Source organism: Winogradskyella sp. (assembly GCF_028289625.1).
Classification (GTDB): Bacteria; Bacteroidota; Bacteroidia; order Flavobacteriales; family Flavobacteriaceae; genus Winogradskyella.
Map to the genome: position 1 here is coordinate 24,848 of NZ_JANQOM010000004.1, position 19,951 is coordinate 44,798.

The 19,951-nt window shown below is 35.9% G+C and carries 14 protein-coding genes; 2 read left to right on the forward strand and 12 right to left on the reverse strand.

Annotated elements, in window-relative coordinates; all coding sequences use genetic code 11:
- Positions 1 to 70: 70 nt before the first annotated feature.
- The 5 genes from Q0992_RS00395 to Q0992_RS00415 all read right to left on the reverse strand — a co-directional run bounded on the left by Q0992_RS00395 (position 71) and on the right by Q0992_RS00415 (position 3,933).
- Complete coding sequence (locus Q0992_RS00395; protein WP_299519112.1) at positions 71 to 826, reverse strand: helix-turn-helix domain-containing protein; 756 nt, start codon at positions 824 to 826, stop codon at positions 71 to 73.
- Between the two features lie 285 nt (positions 827 to 1,111).
- Positions 1,112 to 1,882, reverse strand: a complete 771-nt coding sequence (locus tag Q0992_RS00400; protein WP_299519115.1) for a hypothetical protein — start codon at positions 1,880 to 1,882, stop codon at positions 1,112 to 1,114.
- Positions 1,883 to 1,932: 50 nt separating this feature from the next.
- Positions 1,933 to 2,592 carry a hypothetical protein gene (locus tag Q0992_RS00405; RefSeq protein WP_299519118.1) on the reverse strand — a complete coding sequence of 220 codons (660 nt, stop codon included), beginning with the start codon at positions 2,590 to 2,592 and terminating at the stop codon, positions 1,933 to 1,935.
- Positions 2,589 to 3,128: a sigma-70 family RNA polymerase sigma factor gene (locus Q0992_RS00410; protein WP_299519121.1), complete on the reverse strand. Its 540-nt coding sequence runs from the start codon at positions 3,126 to 3,128 to the stop codon at positions 2,589 to 2,591. The genes Q0992_RS00405 and Q0992_RS00410 overlap by 4 nt, the downstream gene beginning before the upstream one ends.
- A 154-nt stretch (positions 3,129 to 3,282) precedes the next feature.
- Entirely contained in the window at positions 3,283 to 3,933 is a 651-nt protein-coding gene (locus Q0992_RS00415; RefSeq protein WP_299519123.1) for a TlpA disulfide reductase family protein, read from the reverse strand.
- Positions 3,934 to 4,328: 395 nt separating this feature from the next.
- On the opposite strand from Q0992_RS00415, the gene Q0992_RS00420 reads away from it, so the two are divergent.
- Positions 4,329 to 5,507, forward strand: coding sequence for a tetratricopeptide repeat protein (locus Q0992_RS00420; RefSeq protein WP_299519125.1), 1,179 nt, complete (start codon positions 4,329 to 4,331; stop codon positions 5,505 to 5,507).
- Between the two features lie 62 nt (positions 5,508 to 5,569).
- Here Q0992_RS00420 and Q0992_RS00425 read toward each other — a convergent pair whose 3' ends face one another.
- On the reverse strand, positions 5,570 to 6,202 hold the full coding sequence (locus tag Q0992_RS00425; RefSeq protein ID WP_299519127.1) for a hypothetical protein: 633 nt from the start codon (positions 6,200 to 6,202) through the stop codon (positions 5,570 to 5,572).
- Between the two features lie 323 nt (positions 6,203 to 6,525).
- Between Q0992_RS00425 and Q0992_RS00430 the strand changes: the two genes are divergently transcribed.
- Positions 6,526 to 7,434: a LamG-like jellyroll fold domain-containing protein gene (locus Q0992_RS00430; RefSeq protein ID WP_299519129.1), complete on the forward strand. Its 909-nt coding sequence runs from the start codon at positions 6,526 to 6,528 to the stop codon at positions 7,432 to 7,434.
- Between the two features lie 135 nt (positions 7,435 to 7,569).
- On the opposite strand, the gene Q0992_RS00435 is transcribed toward Q0992_RS00430, so the two are convergent.
- From Q0992_RS00435 to ggt, 6 genes are all read right to left on the reverse strand, one after another.
- Positions 7,570 to 11,370 carry a T9SS type B sorting domain-containing protein gene (locus Q0992_RS00435; RefSeq protein ID WP_299519132.1) on the reverse strand — a complete coding sequence of 1,267 codons (3,801 nt, stop codon included), beginning with the start codon at positions 11,368 to 11,370 and terminating at the stop codon, positions 7,570 to 7,572.
- Positions 11,371 to 11,430: 60 nt separating this feature from the next.
- The gene (locus Q0992_RS00440; protein WP_299519135.1) at positions 11,431 to 12,267 is read right to left on the reverse strand and encodes a dienelactone hydrolase family protein; all 837 of its coding nucleotides are present in this window, start codon (positions 12,265 to 12,267) and stop codon (positions 11,431 to 11,433) included.
- 103 nt (positions 12,268 to 12,370) lie between these two features.
- Positions 12,371 to 15,601 (reverse strand): glycosyl hydrolase, encoded by a 3,231-nt coding sequence (locus Q0992_RS00445; RefSeq protein ID WP_299519137.1) that lies wholly within the window; start codon positions 15,599 to 15,601, stop codon positions 12,371 to 12,373.
- A gap of 39 nt (positions 15,602 to 15,640) precedes the next feature.
- Positions 15,641 to 16,795, reverse strand: a complete 1,155-nt coding sequence (argE, locus tag Q0992_RS00450) for an acetylornithine deacetylase (protein WP_299519140.1) — start codon at positions 16,793 to 16,795, stop codon at positions 15,641 to 15,643.
- 1 nt (position 16,796) lies between these two features.
- On the reverse strand, positions 16,797 to 18,182 hold the full coding sequence (locus Q0992_RS00455; protein WP_299519142.1) for a TIGR00366 family protein: 1,386 nt from the start codon (positions 18,180 to 18,182) through the stop codon (positions 16,797 to 16,799).
- Positions 18,183 to 18,215: 33 nt separating this feature from the next.
- Positions 18,216 to 19,928, reverse strand: coding sequence for a gamma-glutamyltransferase (ggt, locus tag Q0992_RS00460; protein ID WP_299519144.1), 1,713 nt, complete (start codon positions 19,926 to 19,928; stop codon positions 18,216 to 18,218).
- Between the last annotated feature and the right edge of the window lie 23 nt (positions 19,929 to 19,951).

Below are 19,951 nucleotides of genomic sequence, written 5' to 3' on the forward strand. Positions count from 1 at the left end.
AGTATAATAGCCTATCTTATCGTTAGGATATTATGATCAACAGTCTATAAAAATACTTAAAAACATGATTTTAAGTATGTTGTTGCAAGTATTTTGAAGGTCGTATGCCATAAGTTTTTAAAAAACTATCGGAGAAATGCGTAGCACTTTTAAAACCAATACGATGAGATACTTCTGATATGCCCACGCGCTGTCTATGAAGTAAGAGCATGCCTTTATGTAGTCTAAAGTTTTTAATGAATTTTCTTGGTGTTACACCAGTTAATCGTGTTAATCGCCAAAATAATTGTCCATAAGTGATGTGCAATGCCTTAGTAAAATGATGAACACCTAATTCCACGTTTTGCCAATTCATTTCGAGATAATCCATAAAGGCATTTATAAATGCTTCTTCCTTAGGTTTTAGTATTCTAATTAAGCTTTTATCAATTTCAGCATGTGAATTTATTTTTTGGTACGCTATTTTAACTCCGGATGTAATGACCAATTGATCTTTTATGACTTCGCAATAGCGTCTGCACTTTATGAGCTCTTTTTCGCTATGGGTCTCTGATTTAACCAATGCTATGTTCAGTTTTCGGCTAAAAGACTTATGTTTTGGTGTAACATATTTGAATTTGTAACGCACATCCAAAGCACATTGCACAGCATTTGTAATATCCTTAAAAAACACAACATAGTTATTATTGTCTCTTTTCTCAATTTCACCTTCATATTTTTGAACCGTTTTTGCAACACTTGAGTGAAATTTTTGTGTAAAGATGGTGTACTGAGATGCCTCTACTCTAGACATAAAATCGCTAATCTCAATTACCATTATAACCATAGGAATCTATTTTTCAACAAGTTAATGAATTTAAGTTACAATGCCAACAGAAAACCACCAATAGATATCTCACGAATAAAGCTGAAGCTATCCGTCTTACAAGACTTTGGAAGGCGAAGCGCATAGGGTAAACTTCACGCTAGTACTTTATAAGATAATTAGACGTCATAGTACGTCTATTCTTAAGTGTACGAGCTGTCTATTTTCAGTAGAGTATTGATACACGCCAAGATCAAGGAACTTTGTGGACTTTGATAAAGGCGTGTATAACTCTCTACCTTAGCACTAAGATTTGGTCTTTTTAATAGCCAAAGGGCCATTTTCCGTGGACAGAAAAAGTAACGCTCCGCCTCCATTTATTCTCGCAGTGTTTATTATAGGTTGCTTAGCATATACTTTGATGTTGAGATTAATTATTTTCTTGTCCGTCTCTAAACTAAAATCAGATTCCACATAACCATTTTTCCGTGAAATTAGTCGTAGGTCGCGAGCTGTATCTTTAGGTAAAGTGGCTGTAACTCCACCATTCATGGTTACCAAAGAAATGGGATAATCTTTATGGATATGACTAAACCTTGCATTTATCTCGCCATTGGCTGCATTGACTAGTGCATATTTTCCAATCTGATCTAGCTTTACAGAACCGTTTAAACTATTAATTTCAATACCATGTTGCATATTATTGACATAAATATTACCGCCTTTTAAAAGTTCTATTTCGAGAAATAGATGGCTTGGTATATTGAGTTTAATGTCTATAGATTCAAAGCCTTTGGGTGTTCTAGCCGTTATGAATAATTTCTTTTTTAGAACTTCAAACTTCAGGTATTTAGAAAGATTATCAATAGGCTTAGGTTGTTTTGAAGTGTCCGTAAATATCGCGGAGATATTAAACACTTCTTCTTGGCCATCTGTTCCATTGACATCAATATCTCCCCAATGCGTAGTTATATAAATGCCTTCTATGTCCTTATATTCAGAAAGTTCTTGTTGGCTAAAGCCTATAGCGTTAGCCGTTAGTAAAATAGTTAATAGGATACATTTCATTGTTTTCATAATTGTTCGTTTTTTGTTTTATTCGCCATAGCTTTAGCAAAAGCGAATTGTTATTGATTTGATAAAATATAGTTTGCCTTTTGTCTTACTGAGGCATCTAAATCCTCTTTTTGTGAAAATATCAACAGTGCATCAGAAATAGCAACATGTGTTGAGGATTCAAATATGTCGAGAAGCGCCATTTGCACTGATGGAATGGATTCATTTTGAAGATTGTCATAAAACTCTTGGTTTAGTTTAGATTTATGATGGGTTAACAAATCCACAATGGTCACTTTAATATTAGGGTGAACATCGTTTTTAAGTTCAGACTGCAACCAATCAATATCTGTGGACGTTAACTCCGTACCGTTTAAATTATAGATATAACGTATTCTGTCTGGATTGGAGTTTAGTGCTCTATAAGCGTCTTCGTAAGAATTATTGTAATTAAACACGAATAATAGAAGTATAATACTTGCCGCCGCTAGCCCTAATGGTAGCCAACGTTTCAGATAGATAACCGACTTTTGGTTTGTGCTTTTTTCATTAATAAATTGATAGAATCGATTATCTGCTTGAGGATTGATGGTTTCTAAAGGGATTTCTTTTAAATCTGAAACTAGCTGCTTCAAAACTTTTGCTTCCCCACGAGCGCGATCACTATTTAGTTGATCAGAAATACCATCTATATAATCCATAATGTCCTTATCTGTATTGTCGTTTTTCATAATTCTAAATCTTTGAGAATTTCTTTTAGCTTTTTAAGTGATCTACACACCTTAATACGCGCATTGTTGATAGACATATTTTCAGTGGTTGCAATATCTTCGTAGCTCATCTCGAGCAAATAGTACATGCTTATGATATTTCTTTGATAAGGATCTAATTGATCAAGTGCGTTGTATAGTTGCTTGTGCTTGTAACTTTCATCAATAGAGGTATCTTGGGCTTCTATAGTATATGTGACTTTGGTTTTATCTATAGATTCAAACCTATTAGACGTCTTGTAGGTGTCCTTAAGAAGATTTACAGCAATCTGAAATATCCAAGGGCGCACTTTTTTAGAAAGATTGAAGCTATGGCAGTACTTATAAACTCTTTCAAAGGTTTCCATAAGAAGATCATTACTTAAGTCATAATCTCTCGTACATCTTAAAAAATGATTGAAAATCTGTTTCTTATAGCGTTCATATAAAGTTCCTAGGATTTCGATATCACCATTTTTTAATCTATCGAGTAATATTTCGTCTTTGACTTCTATCATCTATACTATATACTTGGTAATTCTAATTTCATTTCATTTTTTAAAAAATTTATGGTTGAAATTCTAATACGGTAATCTATACTATAGAATTTATGAGGATAAAGAGTTATTCATATACTGAAATCAAAAAAAGATAGGGTATGGTTAAGGACAGCTAATCTTTACAACAAAGGGTTTCAATATCCTCAAAGGTCATGAGTCCAAAGTGTTTATTGACGACTTGGTTATTTTTAATAAAGATGGACATGGGCAGAAATTCTTCGGGATTCATCCAATCTTTGTCAATGATAGATCCTATGGTTGATGGTACAATACGGTTTTCAATAAAGCGCTTAATCGTTTCTGGCGATTCATTGCTTAAAGCTATGACTTTGAGTTTATTCGCGTATTTATCTTCTACCTTTTTAAGATCAGGAAGTTCCTTAATACATGGTGGACAAAACGTACCCCAAAAATTTATGATGATTAGCTCAGAATCAATACTCGATAATCGTTTAATCTCGTTGGTTTTCACATCGATAAAAGATACATCACTAATGGGTTTACCTATGGTCTTTTCTACAGAAACTAAAGTTTTTATCATAGGCCTAAAAGGGACATTGATACAGTAAAAAAGACCAACAATTATAAAAACTAATATTGTAAGCATCCAACGGCTTATTTTAGTAAATAATGTTTTGGCTGTCTTTTTGCTGAGTAAGCGATCTGTAATTAGTACCAATACCAATAAAATGCCAAGTACAATATTACCGTAGCTATCTACAAAACTCGCATTATCAGTAATGGGTTGAAGCCAACTTTCCATACTCAATATATTACACTAACTCTAAATACCTTGATGGCATATAGTTGATATATCTAAAAATACGAGTTTCATATCACTTTTAAAATAGTGCTGCCATTCTACACGATTTTTCCACTACTCCACTACCCTTTCTGTATAGGAATACGCTGCTGACTCTGTAAAGAAACTTTTGGAAATTTTTTTAAGAAATTTGTAGTACAAATTTTCGCTTTTATCCAAATCGTAGATTCATGAGCACGATAACTTAGAATAGACATCTTGCGAATAAAGCCCATGTTTACATAACACGAGAAGGTTATAGGACAGAATTGTCAATCATAATTTGATGCTATGTAAAATGACTTTGCTGTTTATCTAATTGCTATATTGTAGTTGCAATATAGAATTTATAATTAATGGTAGAATATATTCTTTTTTTAGGATTATTTTTTACAATACTTCGACCTTTCACTACTTTAATACATGAATTAGGGCATGGTATTCCTGCTTTAATTTTTACTGATAAAAAGGTGACTTTATATTTAGGATCCTATGGGAATCCGGATAAAAGTTTTAAAGTTGTTTTTGGTCGATTAGAACTTTTTTTTAACAAACAACTTTTCAATTGGAATGTAGGTCTTTGTGTTATGGAAGAAAAAACACTTGCAATTAATAAACAGATTGTATTTGTTTTAATGGGACCTTTGGCATCTCTTATACTATCCATAGTTCTGACTTATGCAATTGTTATTGCTGATTTTAGTGATTATACTTTAGCCGTTCTGTTTTTGGTTAATATTTCTACATATTATGATTTCTTTGTAAATATTGTCCCTAGTTCTAGACCTATTAAACTTTATAATGGCTCAATTGTTTATAATGACGGTAGTCGAATATTAGAACTATTAAAATTCAAAAAAGCCCCTGAAGAATATAGTATTGGCACAGAGTATTATAATAATAAAGAATATGCTTTGGCAGCTAAAGAATTCGAAAAAGTACTTGCTAAAGGTTATCAAGAACCCATAATATATCAATTACTAATAAGTGCATATTTACAAATTAAAGACAATGACAGTGCTTTAAGAATAAATAAGTCTTATGATGCACGATTTAGAGAATCATTTAACTCAAATGATTATACAAATATGGGGCTGATAAAATCATTTTCAGGAGCTTACGAAGAGGCTGTTCAAGACTATGATAAAGCTATAGAACTTAATCCCAATAATCATATAGCTTATAATAATCGTGGTTATACATTCAATATTATGGCAGACTATAAAAGTGCTATACCTGACTTTGAGAAAGCAATAGAGTTGGAAGAAAATTTTGCATATGCATTAAACAATATAGGTTTCGCAAAGATTAAACTTGGATTTAAGGGTGAAGGACTATCAGATTTAAAAAAATCGATGACCCTTGATGGTACAAATTCTTATTGTTATATGAATTTCGGTATTTATCATTATGATAATAAAGAGTATGAAAAAGCCTTAGATTACTTTGAAAAGGCAAAAGAGTTAGATACTACCACCTATTTACTAGATGGGTTTTTAGAAAAGACTAAAGAAAAATTAGGGCTTAGTTTATAAGCCATTTCACACACATTTCTCCACTACCTTTTCTGCATAGAGGTGCGCCACAAAAAGTGTTTTTATGCTTGTTTCCATGAGTCCTTTAATACTCGTATTAATTGATTAATACCAGAAGTACCTCCAGAAAGAACTGCCGCTGTAAAAATGATATCTATGTATGACAACATCTTGTGATTGAGTGCATCGCTTGACATGTCGAAAAAATCCCTTAGAATGGTAACTCCCGTCATGGCTATAATTAATCCAATGACAAAGGCCACTCTTCTAACATACGCTGATCTATCGGAATCCGTTGTTGCAATTTTGTCTTTTGCGACCTGCTTTGTATTCCTAAACGATGCTAGCTGTGAATCTAATTTCTGAATTGAAGCTGCCGAACCCTGTAATTGCACGTTTAGCATCTCTTTGCGAATAAGTTTTTCCTCATCCTTTGCAATAGACAAGGTGTTTAGAGCTTGCACTCTTTCTTCTTTATCTGTTTCATCTTGCGGGAAAAACACAGCTATAAATTGATCTAAAAGCGCGCCAACTAGGATTAATTTTACAGCTACCTTAGTGAGAATATCTAAGGGTTCTTCTTTATTTGGTTCTAAAGTTGGTATTTTTCCTTCATAGTATGGTGCAATGAAAAAAATTAGTGTAATTCCTACGAGCGTCAAGAACACCCACCAATGGTCTTTTAAAATTTTCATATGTCGTTTTTTTGGATGGTTTATAAATATTGGTACAATATGCTTATCAAACGTATGGGAATAAGCAAAAAATAACCATACCCAATATTGAGTAAATTTGATATTAAAATGCGCTATTAATAAAATAAGGGTGGGATTAATCACTAATAATCAAGCGATTGTGGAATACATATAATAAAAAAATTCAATTTCTTTCTTGACACATTTTCCTACTTAATTTATCCAATGAATAAATAGTTTTTTGTGAAGCTTAGTGCAATTTATATTGTAGCCCATTTAATTAGTATCTTTAATCTTTGTTATATTAATTCTTAATCCAAGCCATGAACCATAGACTATTCCGCACATCGCCTATCCTTTTGTTACTCTTTACCTTTGCCCTTATCTATTCCTGTAAACAAAAGGAAAATACCGAGAAGGTTGCACCCGTAGACACCACCAAGTCAGAATTAAAAACCGCCTTAACGTTCTATGCCTCTTTTGATAACTCCGTAGATGCGGATTTTGCTCTTGGCGACAAACGTATGTATACAGTTCCCAATAGGCAAGCCAGGGATTCAGCACAGATTGGCTTGCACAAACCTGATATTCGCAGAGAAGACGGTAAAGGTAAATACGGCTCTGGGTTAGTATTTACGGAGCGCAGCCCTGGCTACATTTACTATCCTAGTGAAAACAATATCGTATATAGTACCGAGAATTGGAGTGCCGCTATTTCATTTTGGCTGCGATTGGACCCAGCAACAGATTTAAAACCAGGCTACTGTGACCCCATACAAATAACGGATGTCGGTTACAACGATGCTGGTATTTGGGTGGATTTCACCAAGGAAAACCCACGCGATTTTAGATTGGGCGTTATTGGTGATCGAGATGTTTGGAATCCCAACCCTGAAGGTCCTGATAATGAAAATCCCATTTTCAACAATAGGTTAACCGCTGTTAAAAACCCGCCTTTTAGGCGCGATCAATGGACACATGTACTGGTCAATTTTTCAAATTTGAATACCGAGATTGGTGAGGCGTCTTTATATCTAAATGGAAAACTGATGGGTACACGCGAACCTATTGATACACCTTTTACCTGGGAGATTTCAAAGTCTAATATTTATTTGGGCTTGGGTTATATTGGTCTTATGGACGAGCTGTCGATTTTCAATCGCCATTTAACAGATGACGAAATCAGCACTATTTATACCTTAGAGAATGGCATACTTAGTGTTTTAGAGTGAATTGAGCTTAAAGACTTCGGTTTAGCCCACTAAAAACAGATTTTTGATTGAACGTAAATATGTAATTGTTTAGCTTGTAATTAGTGGTTTTTATAGAAACTCATGTAAACGACTATCTTATTAAGAAAATACTTCTTAACGCTTTAAGGTAAAATGTCCACTTTTGGTAATCCCTGATTGAAAGGTTAATTGAAACCAGTAGTCGTTTGTAGGCATTGGTTTGCCATTATAGGTACCATCCCAACGACAATTTAAATTATTGAGAGACGTCAATAACTTACCATAACGATCGAAAATATTAATACTGTAGACCTCGTCATCGACACCTCTTAAAAACCAATCATCATTAGTGCCATCACCGTTTGGTGTAAAAAACAAAGGATAATCCAAAAGAAATACTGAATCAACGAGACGACCACAACCGTTTATTTCCCTAACATTAATGGTATATGTACCACCTTGTAAATTGTTAAATGTATTGCTTAGTTGATAGTTAATTCCATTAATAGAATACTCATAGGTTATATCATTGTTAATTATAATTTCAATACTATTGTTATCGGATAGTTCGGTTACAACAATCTGATAATCTGTAATGGGAAACGTATCAATAGTGGTTACGGTTATGCTACTTGAAAAAGAACCACAGGTATCATTTTCTACAGAATAGGTGTAGACTCCAGCACCATCGACTTGAGGGTCAAAAAAATTACCTCCACTTGTTAATGCTGGTATCCATGTGCCATTTTCATCTGGTTGCCCCTCTAATTCTTCAAATATATTAAACGGGAGTTCATTTACACAGAGTTCTATTTCCGTATCTAAACCGGGATTTGGTTCAGCAATAACATTTACCAATACTTCAGCACTTGTATTTCCACAGATAGTATTGGAAATGGTATACGTGTAAGAACCGGCAAAATCTAATTGCGGATTAAAAACACCTGTGTTACTTGCTAAAGTGGGCGACCAACTTCCCCCAAAATCTGGGTTACCACCTAGAAAATCAAATAAGTTTATAGCTGCTGCACTCTCACAGATAAATATTTCGTTGTTTTCACCTGCATTTGATGGTCTATTGATAGCGATATTTATTTCCGATGTATCTGATCCACAGGAATTCGAAACCGTATACGTATAGGTACCTGCACTATCTACACTAGGATCAAATGTATTATCATTGGAAACAAATGATGGACTCCATACACCACCAGAATCGGGATTACCTTGGAGTAATGCAAAGACATCCTCTACTTCACCTATTTCACAAAGTTCCAAATCTAAATTGTCGCCAGCATTAGGCAAATCATTAACTATAACTTCAATCGTTGAAATATCATCACCACAATTAGGGCTAGATACTGTATATGTGTAGAATCCGGATGAATCAACTAAAGGATTAAACACCGTTGTATTACTTACTAACGCAGGGCTAACTTCGCCATCCATATCAGGATTACCAGATAATATATCTCTAATATCAAAATCACCACCATTTACACAAATGTTAATAATAGTATCTTCTCCTGCATTTGGGATGTCATTATCTATGGTAACAGTGACGTCAGTAGTGCTGGCACCACAACTATTTGTTACTGTATACTGATAAAGACCAGAACTATCTGTGGCAGGATTAAATATATTTGAACCACTTGCTAATTGGGGATTCCAAGTTCCACTGGCATCTGGAGTTCCGTTTAATAGTTGAAAGATATCTATCGCGGGTGATGAAGCGCAGAAACTCAAGTCTGTTTGATCTCCAGAATCTGGTGCATCAACAATAGAAATAGTAATCGTTGCTGTATCCCTAAAACATGCGCCATCCGAGACTAAATAAGTATAAAAACCTGGTAAATCTATAGTAGGGTCAAATAGGTTTGTACCACTCGATAATTCAGGTTGCCAAATACCACCTGTAGTAGCATTTGTTCCAAGCAAATCAAATAAATTGACTGGTGGGGCATTTTGACAAATTTCTAAGGCATTATCTGTACCAGCGTTAGGTAAATCAATAAATACATTTAACGACGTAAAATTGGTGTAAGCAAAAGTGTTGCATGTAGATAATGAATTTAACACTCCTAAGCGGTATAGATTACCACTAAAGCTTAAATCTAAATTTTGAATAGATAAATTCTGTGTTGTTGCCCCTACATAGGTTCCGTTATCTATAATATCAATCCAATTCTGACCATCATCTGTGCTCACTTGCCATTGAAAAGTATCTGCATTAGTAATAACAGAACTTATAGTAATTGTTTCAGAAACGTTTCCATTTTGTCCTAAAGGTGGTTGTGTTTGAATTACTGGCGATAATCCAAAATCTTGAAAATCGCTAATGAGGTTTAAATCTGTGTCTAATGGCGTTGAATAACCGTCAATCTCACCAGAGATTGAACCATCAGCTTCTACAGTATCCGGTATATTACCCAAAGTTCCGTTTCCATCAGGATCGGTAAATCCTGCTTCAATAACATCCAAACAACCGTCATTATCACTATTGATGTCTAAATGATCTGGGAGTAAATCGAAATCAGTATCAAGGTTAGGATTTCCGTTTTGTTCAACAACATCTAAGATACCATCGTTATCATCATCAACGTCAACAGAATCCAAAACACCATCATTATCATTATCACCATTGGTAATAATAGTACTTATAGCACTACAATTTATACCATTTAACTCAATTTGGATATCTGCTGGAATTGTTCCATAGTTTAGAAGATTACTTATCCCAGAACAATCATTTAAATTAGTATTGACATCAATTGTAATTTCATTGAAGAAATCGCCATTACCTACAACCATTAATTGACTTAAAAAGTCTAAATTTTCAAGTAATGGATTTGCACCAATAAAAAGCCTCGTGCCAATTGTACGTAGTCTATTAAACCCAGTTATTGTCTCTAAGCTATTGTTATTAAAAAACCGTAAATCTCCTGTATTAGTTTCTATTTGATTAAATCCTGAAATGGATTCAAGTAAAAAGTTTTCCGAAATATCAATATCCCTAGCTGTTCTTAGCTTTTGAAAACCTGTAATAGAGGTTGCACCAATATTATTTATATCTAAATCAAAACGAAGCGTTTCCAAATTTTCAAATCCTGAAAACTGGTTTATACCCATGCTAGAGATTGTAATAAAATCTGCGCGTTTAAGCGTATTAAAACTTGGGATTTCGCCCGAGGAAGACGTTACATTTCCTCCATTTCCTTGAATAATAAAAAACCCAACGGTTTCAAGATTTTGAAAACCAGTAAAACCAGTTAATTGAGAATTAAAGCTAATTCGGAAGATATCAACATTAGTTAAATTATTGAATTCAGGTATACTTTGTAACGTATCATTTCCGTTGAAGACCATGTCTTCGACGCAGGTTAATGCCTCAAAACCTGAAAAACTTACTAAAGATTCGTCTTCAGTAATACTAAATTGACCTTCAATAACCCTAAGGTTACTAAACTGTGGTATGGATGTAAGATTAGGTTGTGATGAAAGCCCTAAGGATTTTACCTCAGTAATATTGTCGAAGCCCTCAATTTGTTGGATATTGGAATTTAACCAAATATTTAAAAATCCATTAAAATTAGACAAATTATTAACTGTTACACGTTGTAAATTATCATTTTGCCAGATTTCAAAGCGCTCTCCTGTAACCGTTATGAGATTGTTTAAACTTATAGTCGTTATAGATGTATTTCTTATTGATAAGTCACCTTGTATAGATTCAATATTGTTTAATGCTGAAATATCTGTGACTTGATCTTGTATACTTAAACTTCCTAATAGATTTGTACAATTAGGAAAATTAATAGCAAATTGATTTATTTCGTTCTGGGTAGTAAAAACAAGGTTTCCAGTCGGACATTGCGTATTACCAATAAAACAGAAGGAAGTAAAAATTAGGAGTATTAGTATTTTGGATTTGATCATTTAGAAATTCAAATTTTAGCTATTATTATGTCTAAATACAACAAATTTATGTGTTTATTATTAAAATACCTCTTTTAGCATGTCTTGAAGACTATTCCATGATTTTTCATCGGCATCGGCATCATAGGCTAAAGGCAGACCAAACTTTTCTGCATTGGCATCCGCAGCTTTAGAAGTAAAGCTATGCACTACACCAGGATAAGAAATGTATTCATACTTCGCACCTATGGAATCCATGGCCTTTTTAAAGTTCGTCACAGTTTCTGGTTTAATAAATGGGTCATCATCACCATTACAAACCAACACACGCGCTTTTAATTGGTCATTTGGCATTACTGGTAATATGACTCCACTATGAAATGCGGCAACAGCATCTAAATCCGCTCCACTATTAGCCATAGTGAGTACCACGCTACCACCAAAACAATAGCCAATGGCCGCCAATTTATCTGCATCAACGGATTCATGTGCTTTTAATAATTCAACAGCTGCATTAAAACGCGCTTTGGCTTCAGGTAAATTGACAAAAACTTCAGTAGCAAATTTGCCAGCGTCCTCTGGATGTTCAGCTATTTTCCCTTCACCATACATATCCACTGCCATTGCCGTATAGCCTAAATTAGCGAGCATGTCTGCACGTTCTCTCACATAATCATTATGTCCCCACCATTCATGAACGATTAATACTGCTGGGCGCTTGGTTTTTATGTTCTCATTATAAGCGATATAACCTTTTAAACTAGTTGAATCTGTGGCATAGCTTACCTCTTCTCCTTTAACTTTAATCGGAAGAGTTTCAGCTTCAGTTTGTGCATCATTATCTTGTTTGGCATTGTCTTTACATGAGCTATTAAAAATTAATGTGAAGATGGCAATAATTAGGGTAAATCGTTTCATTTAATGGTGGTGTTTTAATTTACATAAAGGTACTAATTGTAAGTCTATAAAAAAAGTGACTGTCAGACGACAGTCACTTTGTATTTACTCTTGAAAAATTTGATTAATTATCAATAAGACCTTGACCTTCAATCCATGGTGAGCCTGCGGCTTTGAGACGTTTTTCAATCGCTGGTAATGTGGTTTCAGACATGGCTTTCAATTCCGCTTTTACATTTTTTAATTGACTCTTAACGCGTTGTAAAAGAGCTTTATGGGTTCCGGTTGGTCCATAGGTGTTGCCAAAAGCACGCCAAGATAAGCCACCACCATCATTTGCTGTAGGATTAGACTTTTCACCGATTTCTCCTTTTACGGGATCGCCACGCAATTCTTTTTGAATAGCCAATAATTGTAATCTAGCTGCATTGATATCCTTAAGTAGGACATCATTTGGTGCAGTCGTTTTGTTAGCGGCACGTTTCATAGCAACAACTTTTTGTAGTTGCTGAGTCATTAACAAATTAGTTGCCGTAAGATCTTGTTGAAAGGCAGTTACGGCTTCCCTAAACTGATTCATTTCATCATACGATTTTCTAGGTAAAGCACCATCGTACATTGGTACAACATTAAATTCCTGAGGCCCTTGGAGTGTTGTTGTTACTCCATCTACACGTTTAACAAGAGTCGCGGTGTAGGTACCTGGCGTCACCATAATATTTCCTGTTCCGATACCATCACCTCTTTGCGAAAGACGTTCTCCACGCTTATTGGGATAGTTCAATCTCCAATTCACACGGTTGAATCCTTTTTTATTGGTTCCCTTTATCGTATTCACAATATTGCCTTGGGCATCTTTAATAATAAATAGAATCAAAGGCCCATCCTGATTGGTCTCTTTTTCTAAGGCTTCCCATCCTGGAAAATCGGTATTGGTCTTTTCACGTTCCTTACGCTCATCCTTTAAGGACTTTACCTTATCCTCCATATAGTAAGTAAATCGTGCTCCAAAAGGTGCATTGGGTGCCTTGTATTCCGCATCTCCTTGACTACCTACGCGACTCGCTTGTCGATACCAATAAGCATCTTTTGTCGGGAATAAAGTTGCCTCGTCAGATAAAATGGACTTATCGAAATTGCGTAGAGGTGATATATCATCTAAAATGAAGAACCCTCTACCAAAAGACGCTGCCACCAAATCGTTTTCACGCCTTTGAATCGTAATATCTCTAAAAGAAATGGTTGGCACTCCTCCACTCAATTCAATCCAATTTGCACCACCATTGTAAGTAAAATAAATCCCATATTCTGTAGCTGCAAACATTAGGTTTTTATCTACATGATCTTGAACCAATCTCCAAATCAACAAACGTTCGGGTAAATCTCCATTAATGATACTCCAGCTTCTTCCCTTATCGCTACTTCTTAAAATATAAGGTTTATAGTCTCCATATTTATGGTTATCAACCGCAGCATATACTACATTAGCATCAAACAAATCAGCACGTACATCATTAACAAATGGTACATAATCCAAACCTTTAATAGAACTCAATGTAAATTTCCTCCAAGTATTTCCACCATCTTCGGTAATTTGAATAATCCCATCATCAGTACCAGCATAAATCAAGCCTTCTTGTTTTGGGGATTCCGCTAATGAGGTAATCGTATTATAGTTGGACATGGCATAAACATCCCAAGCATTATCCCAACTCTGCTGTTTGCCATAGTAAGGAATGGTAATACGGTCTTGATTCAATGTTAAATCATCGGAAATCGGTGTCCAATCATCACCTCTATTCTCCGAACGCCAAACACGCTGCGAGGCAAAATACAGGCGTTTTGGGTTATGCGGACTTACTAAGATTGGTGCATCCCAATTAAAACGTTCAAAAGGTTCGCCTTCTCTAGCTTGTGGTTGAATAAATACCGTTTCCTTAGTCGTTTGATCGATACGCCACAGTGCCCCTTGTTGAAATTCACCATAAGTAATGTTTGGATTTCCGGGTTCTATAGCAGATTGATGCCCATCTGCCCCTAAAGTTTTCCACCAATCTGCATTGGCAATTCCATCGGACCACATTGTATTTGAAGGTCCTCCATGGGAACCATTATCTTGTGTACCGCCATAAATTTTATAAAAGGGTTCTGAATCATCTACAGCTAATTTGAAATATTGTGTAATTGGAAGATTTCTAATGTATTTCCAGCTTTTAGTTAAATCAAAAGTTTCATATAAGCCGCCATCGGTTCCGAATAAAATATAATTAGGATCTGAGGCCTTAAACGCCATAGCATGACTATCCACATGCTTATTTCTTTCATTCATGGTATAAAAGGTCTTTCCATGATCGTCGGAAATCTGAACGTAATTGTTCATCAAAAATAATTTTCCTTCATGATGTGGCGATGCATATAATTCTTGATAATAATGAGGTCCTGTTCCACCAGAAACCGCATCAGACTGCTTTTTCCATGACGCTCCTCTATTGGTAGACATAAACACTCCTCCTTTTCTACGATCTAATTCAATTGCAGCATAAATGACATCTGGATTAAAAGGTGATAACGCTAAACCTATTTTACCCAAATTAGAACTTGGGATACCTTTCTTTAGCTTTGTCCAAGTTTCACCACCATCGGTACTTTTATGAATTCCAGAACCTGGGCCACCACCTAAATAGCCTGCTACAGTACGATGACGTTGCCAAGTAGCCGCGTATAATACATTTGGATCTCTTGGGTCAATCAACAAATCTGTAGCACCAACCCATTCATCATCACCTAAAGTTCTATTCCAAGTTGTTCCACCATCCATGGATTTATACACACCACGTTCACCACCAGAAGTCCATAAAGGACCTTGAGACACTACCCAAATGATATTAGAATTTTCTGGATGAACTATAATCTTGGATATATGTTCTGAGTCTTTTAGACCCATATTTTTCCATGAGGCGCCATCATCGTGACTTACATAAACTCCATCGCCAAAACCGACATGGCGACCGCCAACATTTTCGCCACTACCTAACCAAATGGTGTGCGGATTATTAGAATCAATAGTTATTGCACCTATAGAATAGGATGTCTGACCATCAAAAATAGGTTTCCAGGTCGTTCCTGAATTTGTTGTTTTCCAGACACCACCTGAGCCTACGGCCACATACCAGACATTCTCATTGTCTGGATGTATAGCGATATCGGCAATTCTTCCAGAAGTAAAGGCTGGACCAATATTACGAAGTTTAAGTCCACCAAAGGTTTTATTGTCAATATCCTGAGCACTCAATGCTGGGATACTGAAAACAATTAAAATAATAGATAAAATACCAAGTTTAAAAAATGACTTCATAGCGATGTAGTTGTTAGTTGTATTAATGTGATTTTGATGTTATAAAGATAATTCATAAATAAGTTTTTGAAGCATAGTGACCCCTTCCTTTAATTGTGCTTTCTCGATATATTCATTTGGACGATGTGCCTGCACAATAGATCCTGGTCCACAAATCACAGATTGAAACCCTTCATTGGCATATTGACCAACTTCTGAGGCAAAAGCGACTGTGTTTAATTTTGAATTTCCTGAAACTCTTTTAACAAAATCCACTATATCAGCATCTTCCTTAGTGTCTAAATGTGGCACTGGTGGATGATTTTCTATGGTGCTAATTGAAAAATCAGGAAAAATTTGACGTAATTCAGATTCACGTGCTCTACAATAGGCATTAAACTCTGAGACTATACTATCTACACTATCCATTGGTATGGTTCGTAAATCCCAATAAAATTTTGCTTTGTCGGCAATAACGTTAGGCGCAATACCTCCATGGACCTGTCCAATATGAATGGTAGAGTGTGGTGGTTGAAAACGATAATCAAAGCGTTCCTCAACGATGAGCTGGTCCATTTTCTGTTCAAGCCATAAGATTAATCGCATCGCTTCATGGATGGCACTCACTTCTTGTTTGATTCTACTGCTATGCCCTGCTGAACCATTAACATAAGTCTCTAGTATATAAATACCCTTCTGTCCTACAATAGGTTCCATTAAAGACGGCTCTCCAATAATGGCATACTTTGGGGTTTCCTTGTAATAGTTATTAAAAGTTCTTGCCAATTCCGGACCTACCAAACAACCAATTTCTTCATCATAAGTAAATCCAAAATAAATAGGTCGCTTTAAGTTGGACTTTACCATTTCAGGAAGGGCTGCTAAACAGCAAGCAATGAATCCTTTCATATCGCTAGCCCCTCGACCATATAATTTGCCATCTCCTTTATCAGTAAGTACAAATGGATCCGTATGCCACTCTTGGCCTTCTGCAGGAACGACATCAGTATGTCCGGAAAGAATGACCCCATCATCTACTTCAGGGCCAATCCTACAATGCAAAGAGGCTTTATTTTTTTCATTGTTGTATAGCAAATTGACCGAGACACCATGGGATTCTATATACGTCTTTATCCAATTGATGATGCTCAAATTACTCTCACCACCAAGTACAGGAAACGCTACTAATGTTTTAAGAATATTCTCCGCTGTCATATTAATTATAGTTTGTTGCTACGGCAATTACGAGTGCCAAGAAAGATAAACAAAGTAAGCTTATAAATACTGGAAAGATAAAACGAATCCATCGATCTAAAGGCACACGGCACATGCTTAGCATAGCGATGAGCCCACCTAATGTAGGGTTAATGAGGTTAGACAAGCCATCACCAATCTGAAAAGCCAGTATAGTAATTTGTTGTGTGAGGCCTAAAGACTGACCTAAGGGCAGCATAACTGGTAATGTAGCCAGTGCTTGTCCACTACCTGATGGGATGAAAAAATTGATTACTGTTTGAGATATGGACATACCTATGGCTGACAAATAAAGCGGAAGGCCGTGTAACATATTTGAAAGCTGGTGAGAAATGGTATCTCCAATAGTACCCATTTCCATTAATACTTTAATAGTGGTGGCAAAACCTACCATAAAAGCACCTGGTGCGGCAATACTAACAGCCTTTAGCAGTGTATTACTCATTTTAGTAGCACTCATTTTCGTCACCAAACCACAAAGTAGTGCAATCATTAAAAATACTGCTGAAAGCTCATTAATGAACCAATTGAGATTAAAAACACCATAAACAATAACGATAAGTCCAATGATGAAAATGAGAATCACCAACCAATTACTTGGACTAAGGCGATAATCCTCAATAGGTTTTGATAGTTTTAAATCATTTGTATCTAATCCTTTACCCAAACTTCTATCCGGATTGGCAGTAATCCTTTTAAAGTATCTTACATTATAGTAAGCCATAAGGCTAAGCGCAGCAAAACAAAGAAAACTTCGCAAGATAGCACCAGAAAAAATAGGCAACTCGGCAATTTTATGACCAATGCCAATAGTGTAAGGATTAATGGGAGATAACCCAAACCCAATGGTCATAGCACCAACTGAAATACCTGCTGCGAGAATTAAATCACCACCTAAGGCCATACTTAAAACAGCTGCTATTGGCACCAAGGCAATATTATTTTCATAGCCTACAGCAACTCCTAACATGCCATATACAAAAGTCATGATAACGATAATACTATACTTATGCTTTAAACCTAATGTCTTTACTAAAGTACCTACTGAGTTTTCTATAGACCTAGAGCTTTCCATAAACTCAAACATAATGGCACCCGCAAAAACCACAAAAATGATTTCTGATGCTGTTTTGAATCCTATGGGAATGGCTTTAAACATATCCAGAAGTCCTACTGGTGTTGAAGGCACAACTTTGTAAGAGTCTGGTACAACAACATTACGACCCTCCATAATCACTCTTTCATAAGTTCCAGCAGGAATGATATAGGTTAAAATGGTCATAACAATGATTATGAAAAATAATATTGTTATGGCATGCGGTATGCGATCTAGAAGACGTTTACTCATTGATTTTTGATACATTAAGGTATCACCAAAGGATTAGTATCCTGCTGCTTGACCATCCTTACGACTTTCGGATGCACCATGATATACCTTATTGTCATCATCCCACATAATAGCTTGATAACCGCCATAAATACCTCTAGCCGTTCCCATACGATGTCCTTTATCCATTAAACCTCTAATAGTCTCATAAGAAATACCTGATTCTGTTCGGATGGTACCTGTATTAGTGGTCGTTTGTCCCATTGGACTAGCACCACCTGTGTGATCCCACCGTGGAGCATCACCAGCTTCTTGAAGATTCATGCCAAAATCAATCAAATTCATAACGATTTGTGTATGACCCATCGGTTGAAAATCGCCACCCATAACACCAAAACTGACATAAGGCTTGCCATCTTTTGTAATAAATGCTGGTATGATAGTATGGAAAGGACGTTTCCCTGGCTCGTAAGTGTTCGCCTGACCACGTTTTAAACTGAATAGCTCGCCTCTATCCTGAAGCATAAATCCTAGTCTTGGCGGTACCATAGCAGAACCCATGCCGCGATAATTACTTTGAATTAAAGAAATCATATTGCCATCTTTATCTGCTGCAGTCATGTAAATGGTCTCACCTGCTGAAATTTCACCTGCTGAATAGCGTCCAGCACGATTACCGATTTGCTCGCGTCTTTTCTCAGCATAGCCATCAGACAATAATTCGTCAACAGGAACATCAAAGAAATCCATATCGGCATAATATTTTGCGCGATCTTCAAAGGCTAGTTTCTTGGCTTCGGTGAACAAGTGTAAATGTTCTACACTTCCAAAGGCAATATCAGAAAAGTCATAGCCTTTCAATATTTGTAACATCTGAAGAGCAGCAATGCCTTGGCCATTAGGTGGTAATTCCCAAACATCATAACCACGATAGTTAACGGAAACAGGTTCTACCCATTCCGATTTATGATTCGCTAAATCTTTAGTTGACAAAAAACCACCTTGTTCTTTTATGAAATCTGCAATTACTTTAGCTATATCACCTTTATAAAATGCATCTCGACCTTTTTCGGCAATTTTTCGATAAGTTTCGGCCAAATATGGATTTTTATAGATTTCACCTTCCTTAGGCAATGTACCGCCATTTTGAGTAATGTAAGTGTCTTCAATATTCGGATAACCTTGTCTTTGATAGTATGGCACACTGCGTTGCATATACCAAGCGATGAGTTCTGTTAACGGAAAACCCTTTTCAGCATAGTCTATAGCTGGAGCTAAAATTTCTGTCATAGGTTTCGAGCCAAATTTTTTATGTAATTCAAACCAACCATCAACTGCGCCTGGTACACTTACAGGTAATGGTCCTAAAGACGGGATTTTTGTCATTTCTTTTTCCTCAAAATACTCCAAGGTTAGATCTTGAGGTGAGCGACCACTAGCATTAAGCCCATATAATTTCTGGGTCTTTGCATCCCAAACTATAGCAAATAAATCGCCACCAATACCACAGCCAGTGGGTTCCATAAGTCCTAAAGCTGCATTAGCTGCAATAGCGGCATCTATGGCATTACCACCATTTTTAAGGACATCCAATCCTATTTGCGTAGCTAAGGGATGACTTGTGGCTACCATACCATTTTGACCCAAAACTTCTGATCGCGTGGCGAATGCTTCTCCTGTAATGCGGTCTTGTGCAGTAGCACCAAGCGTAAAAAATAACATCATTAAAAATAAATGAGATGCTTCTTTCATTTTTATAAATTTCATTGCAGTTTTTATTTTAAAAAGTT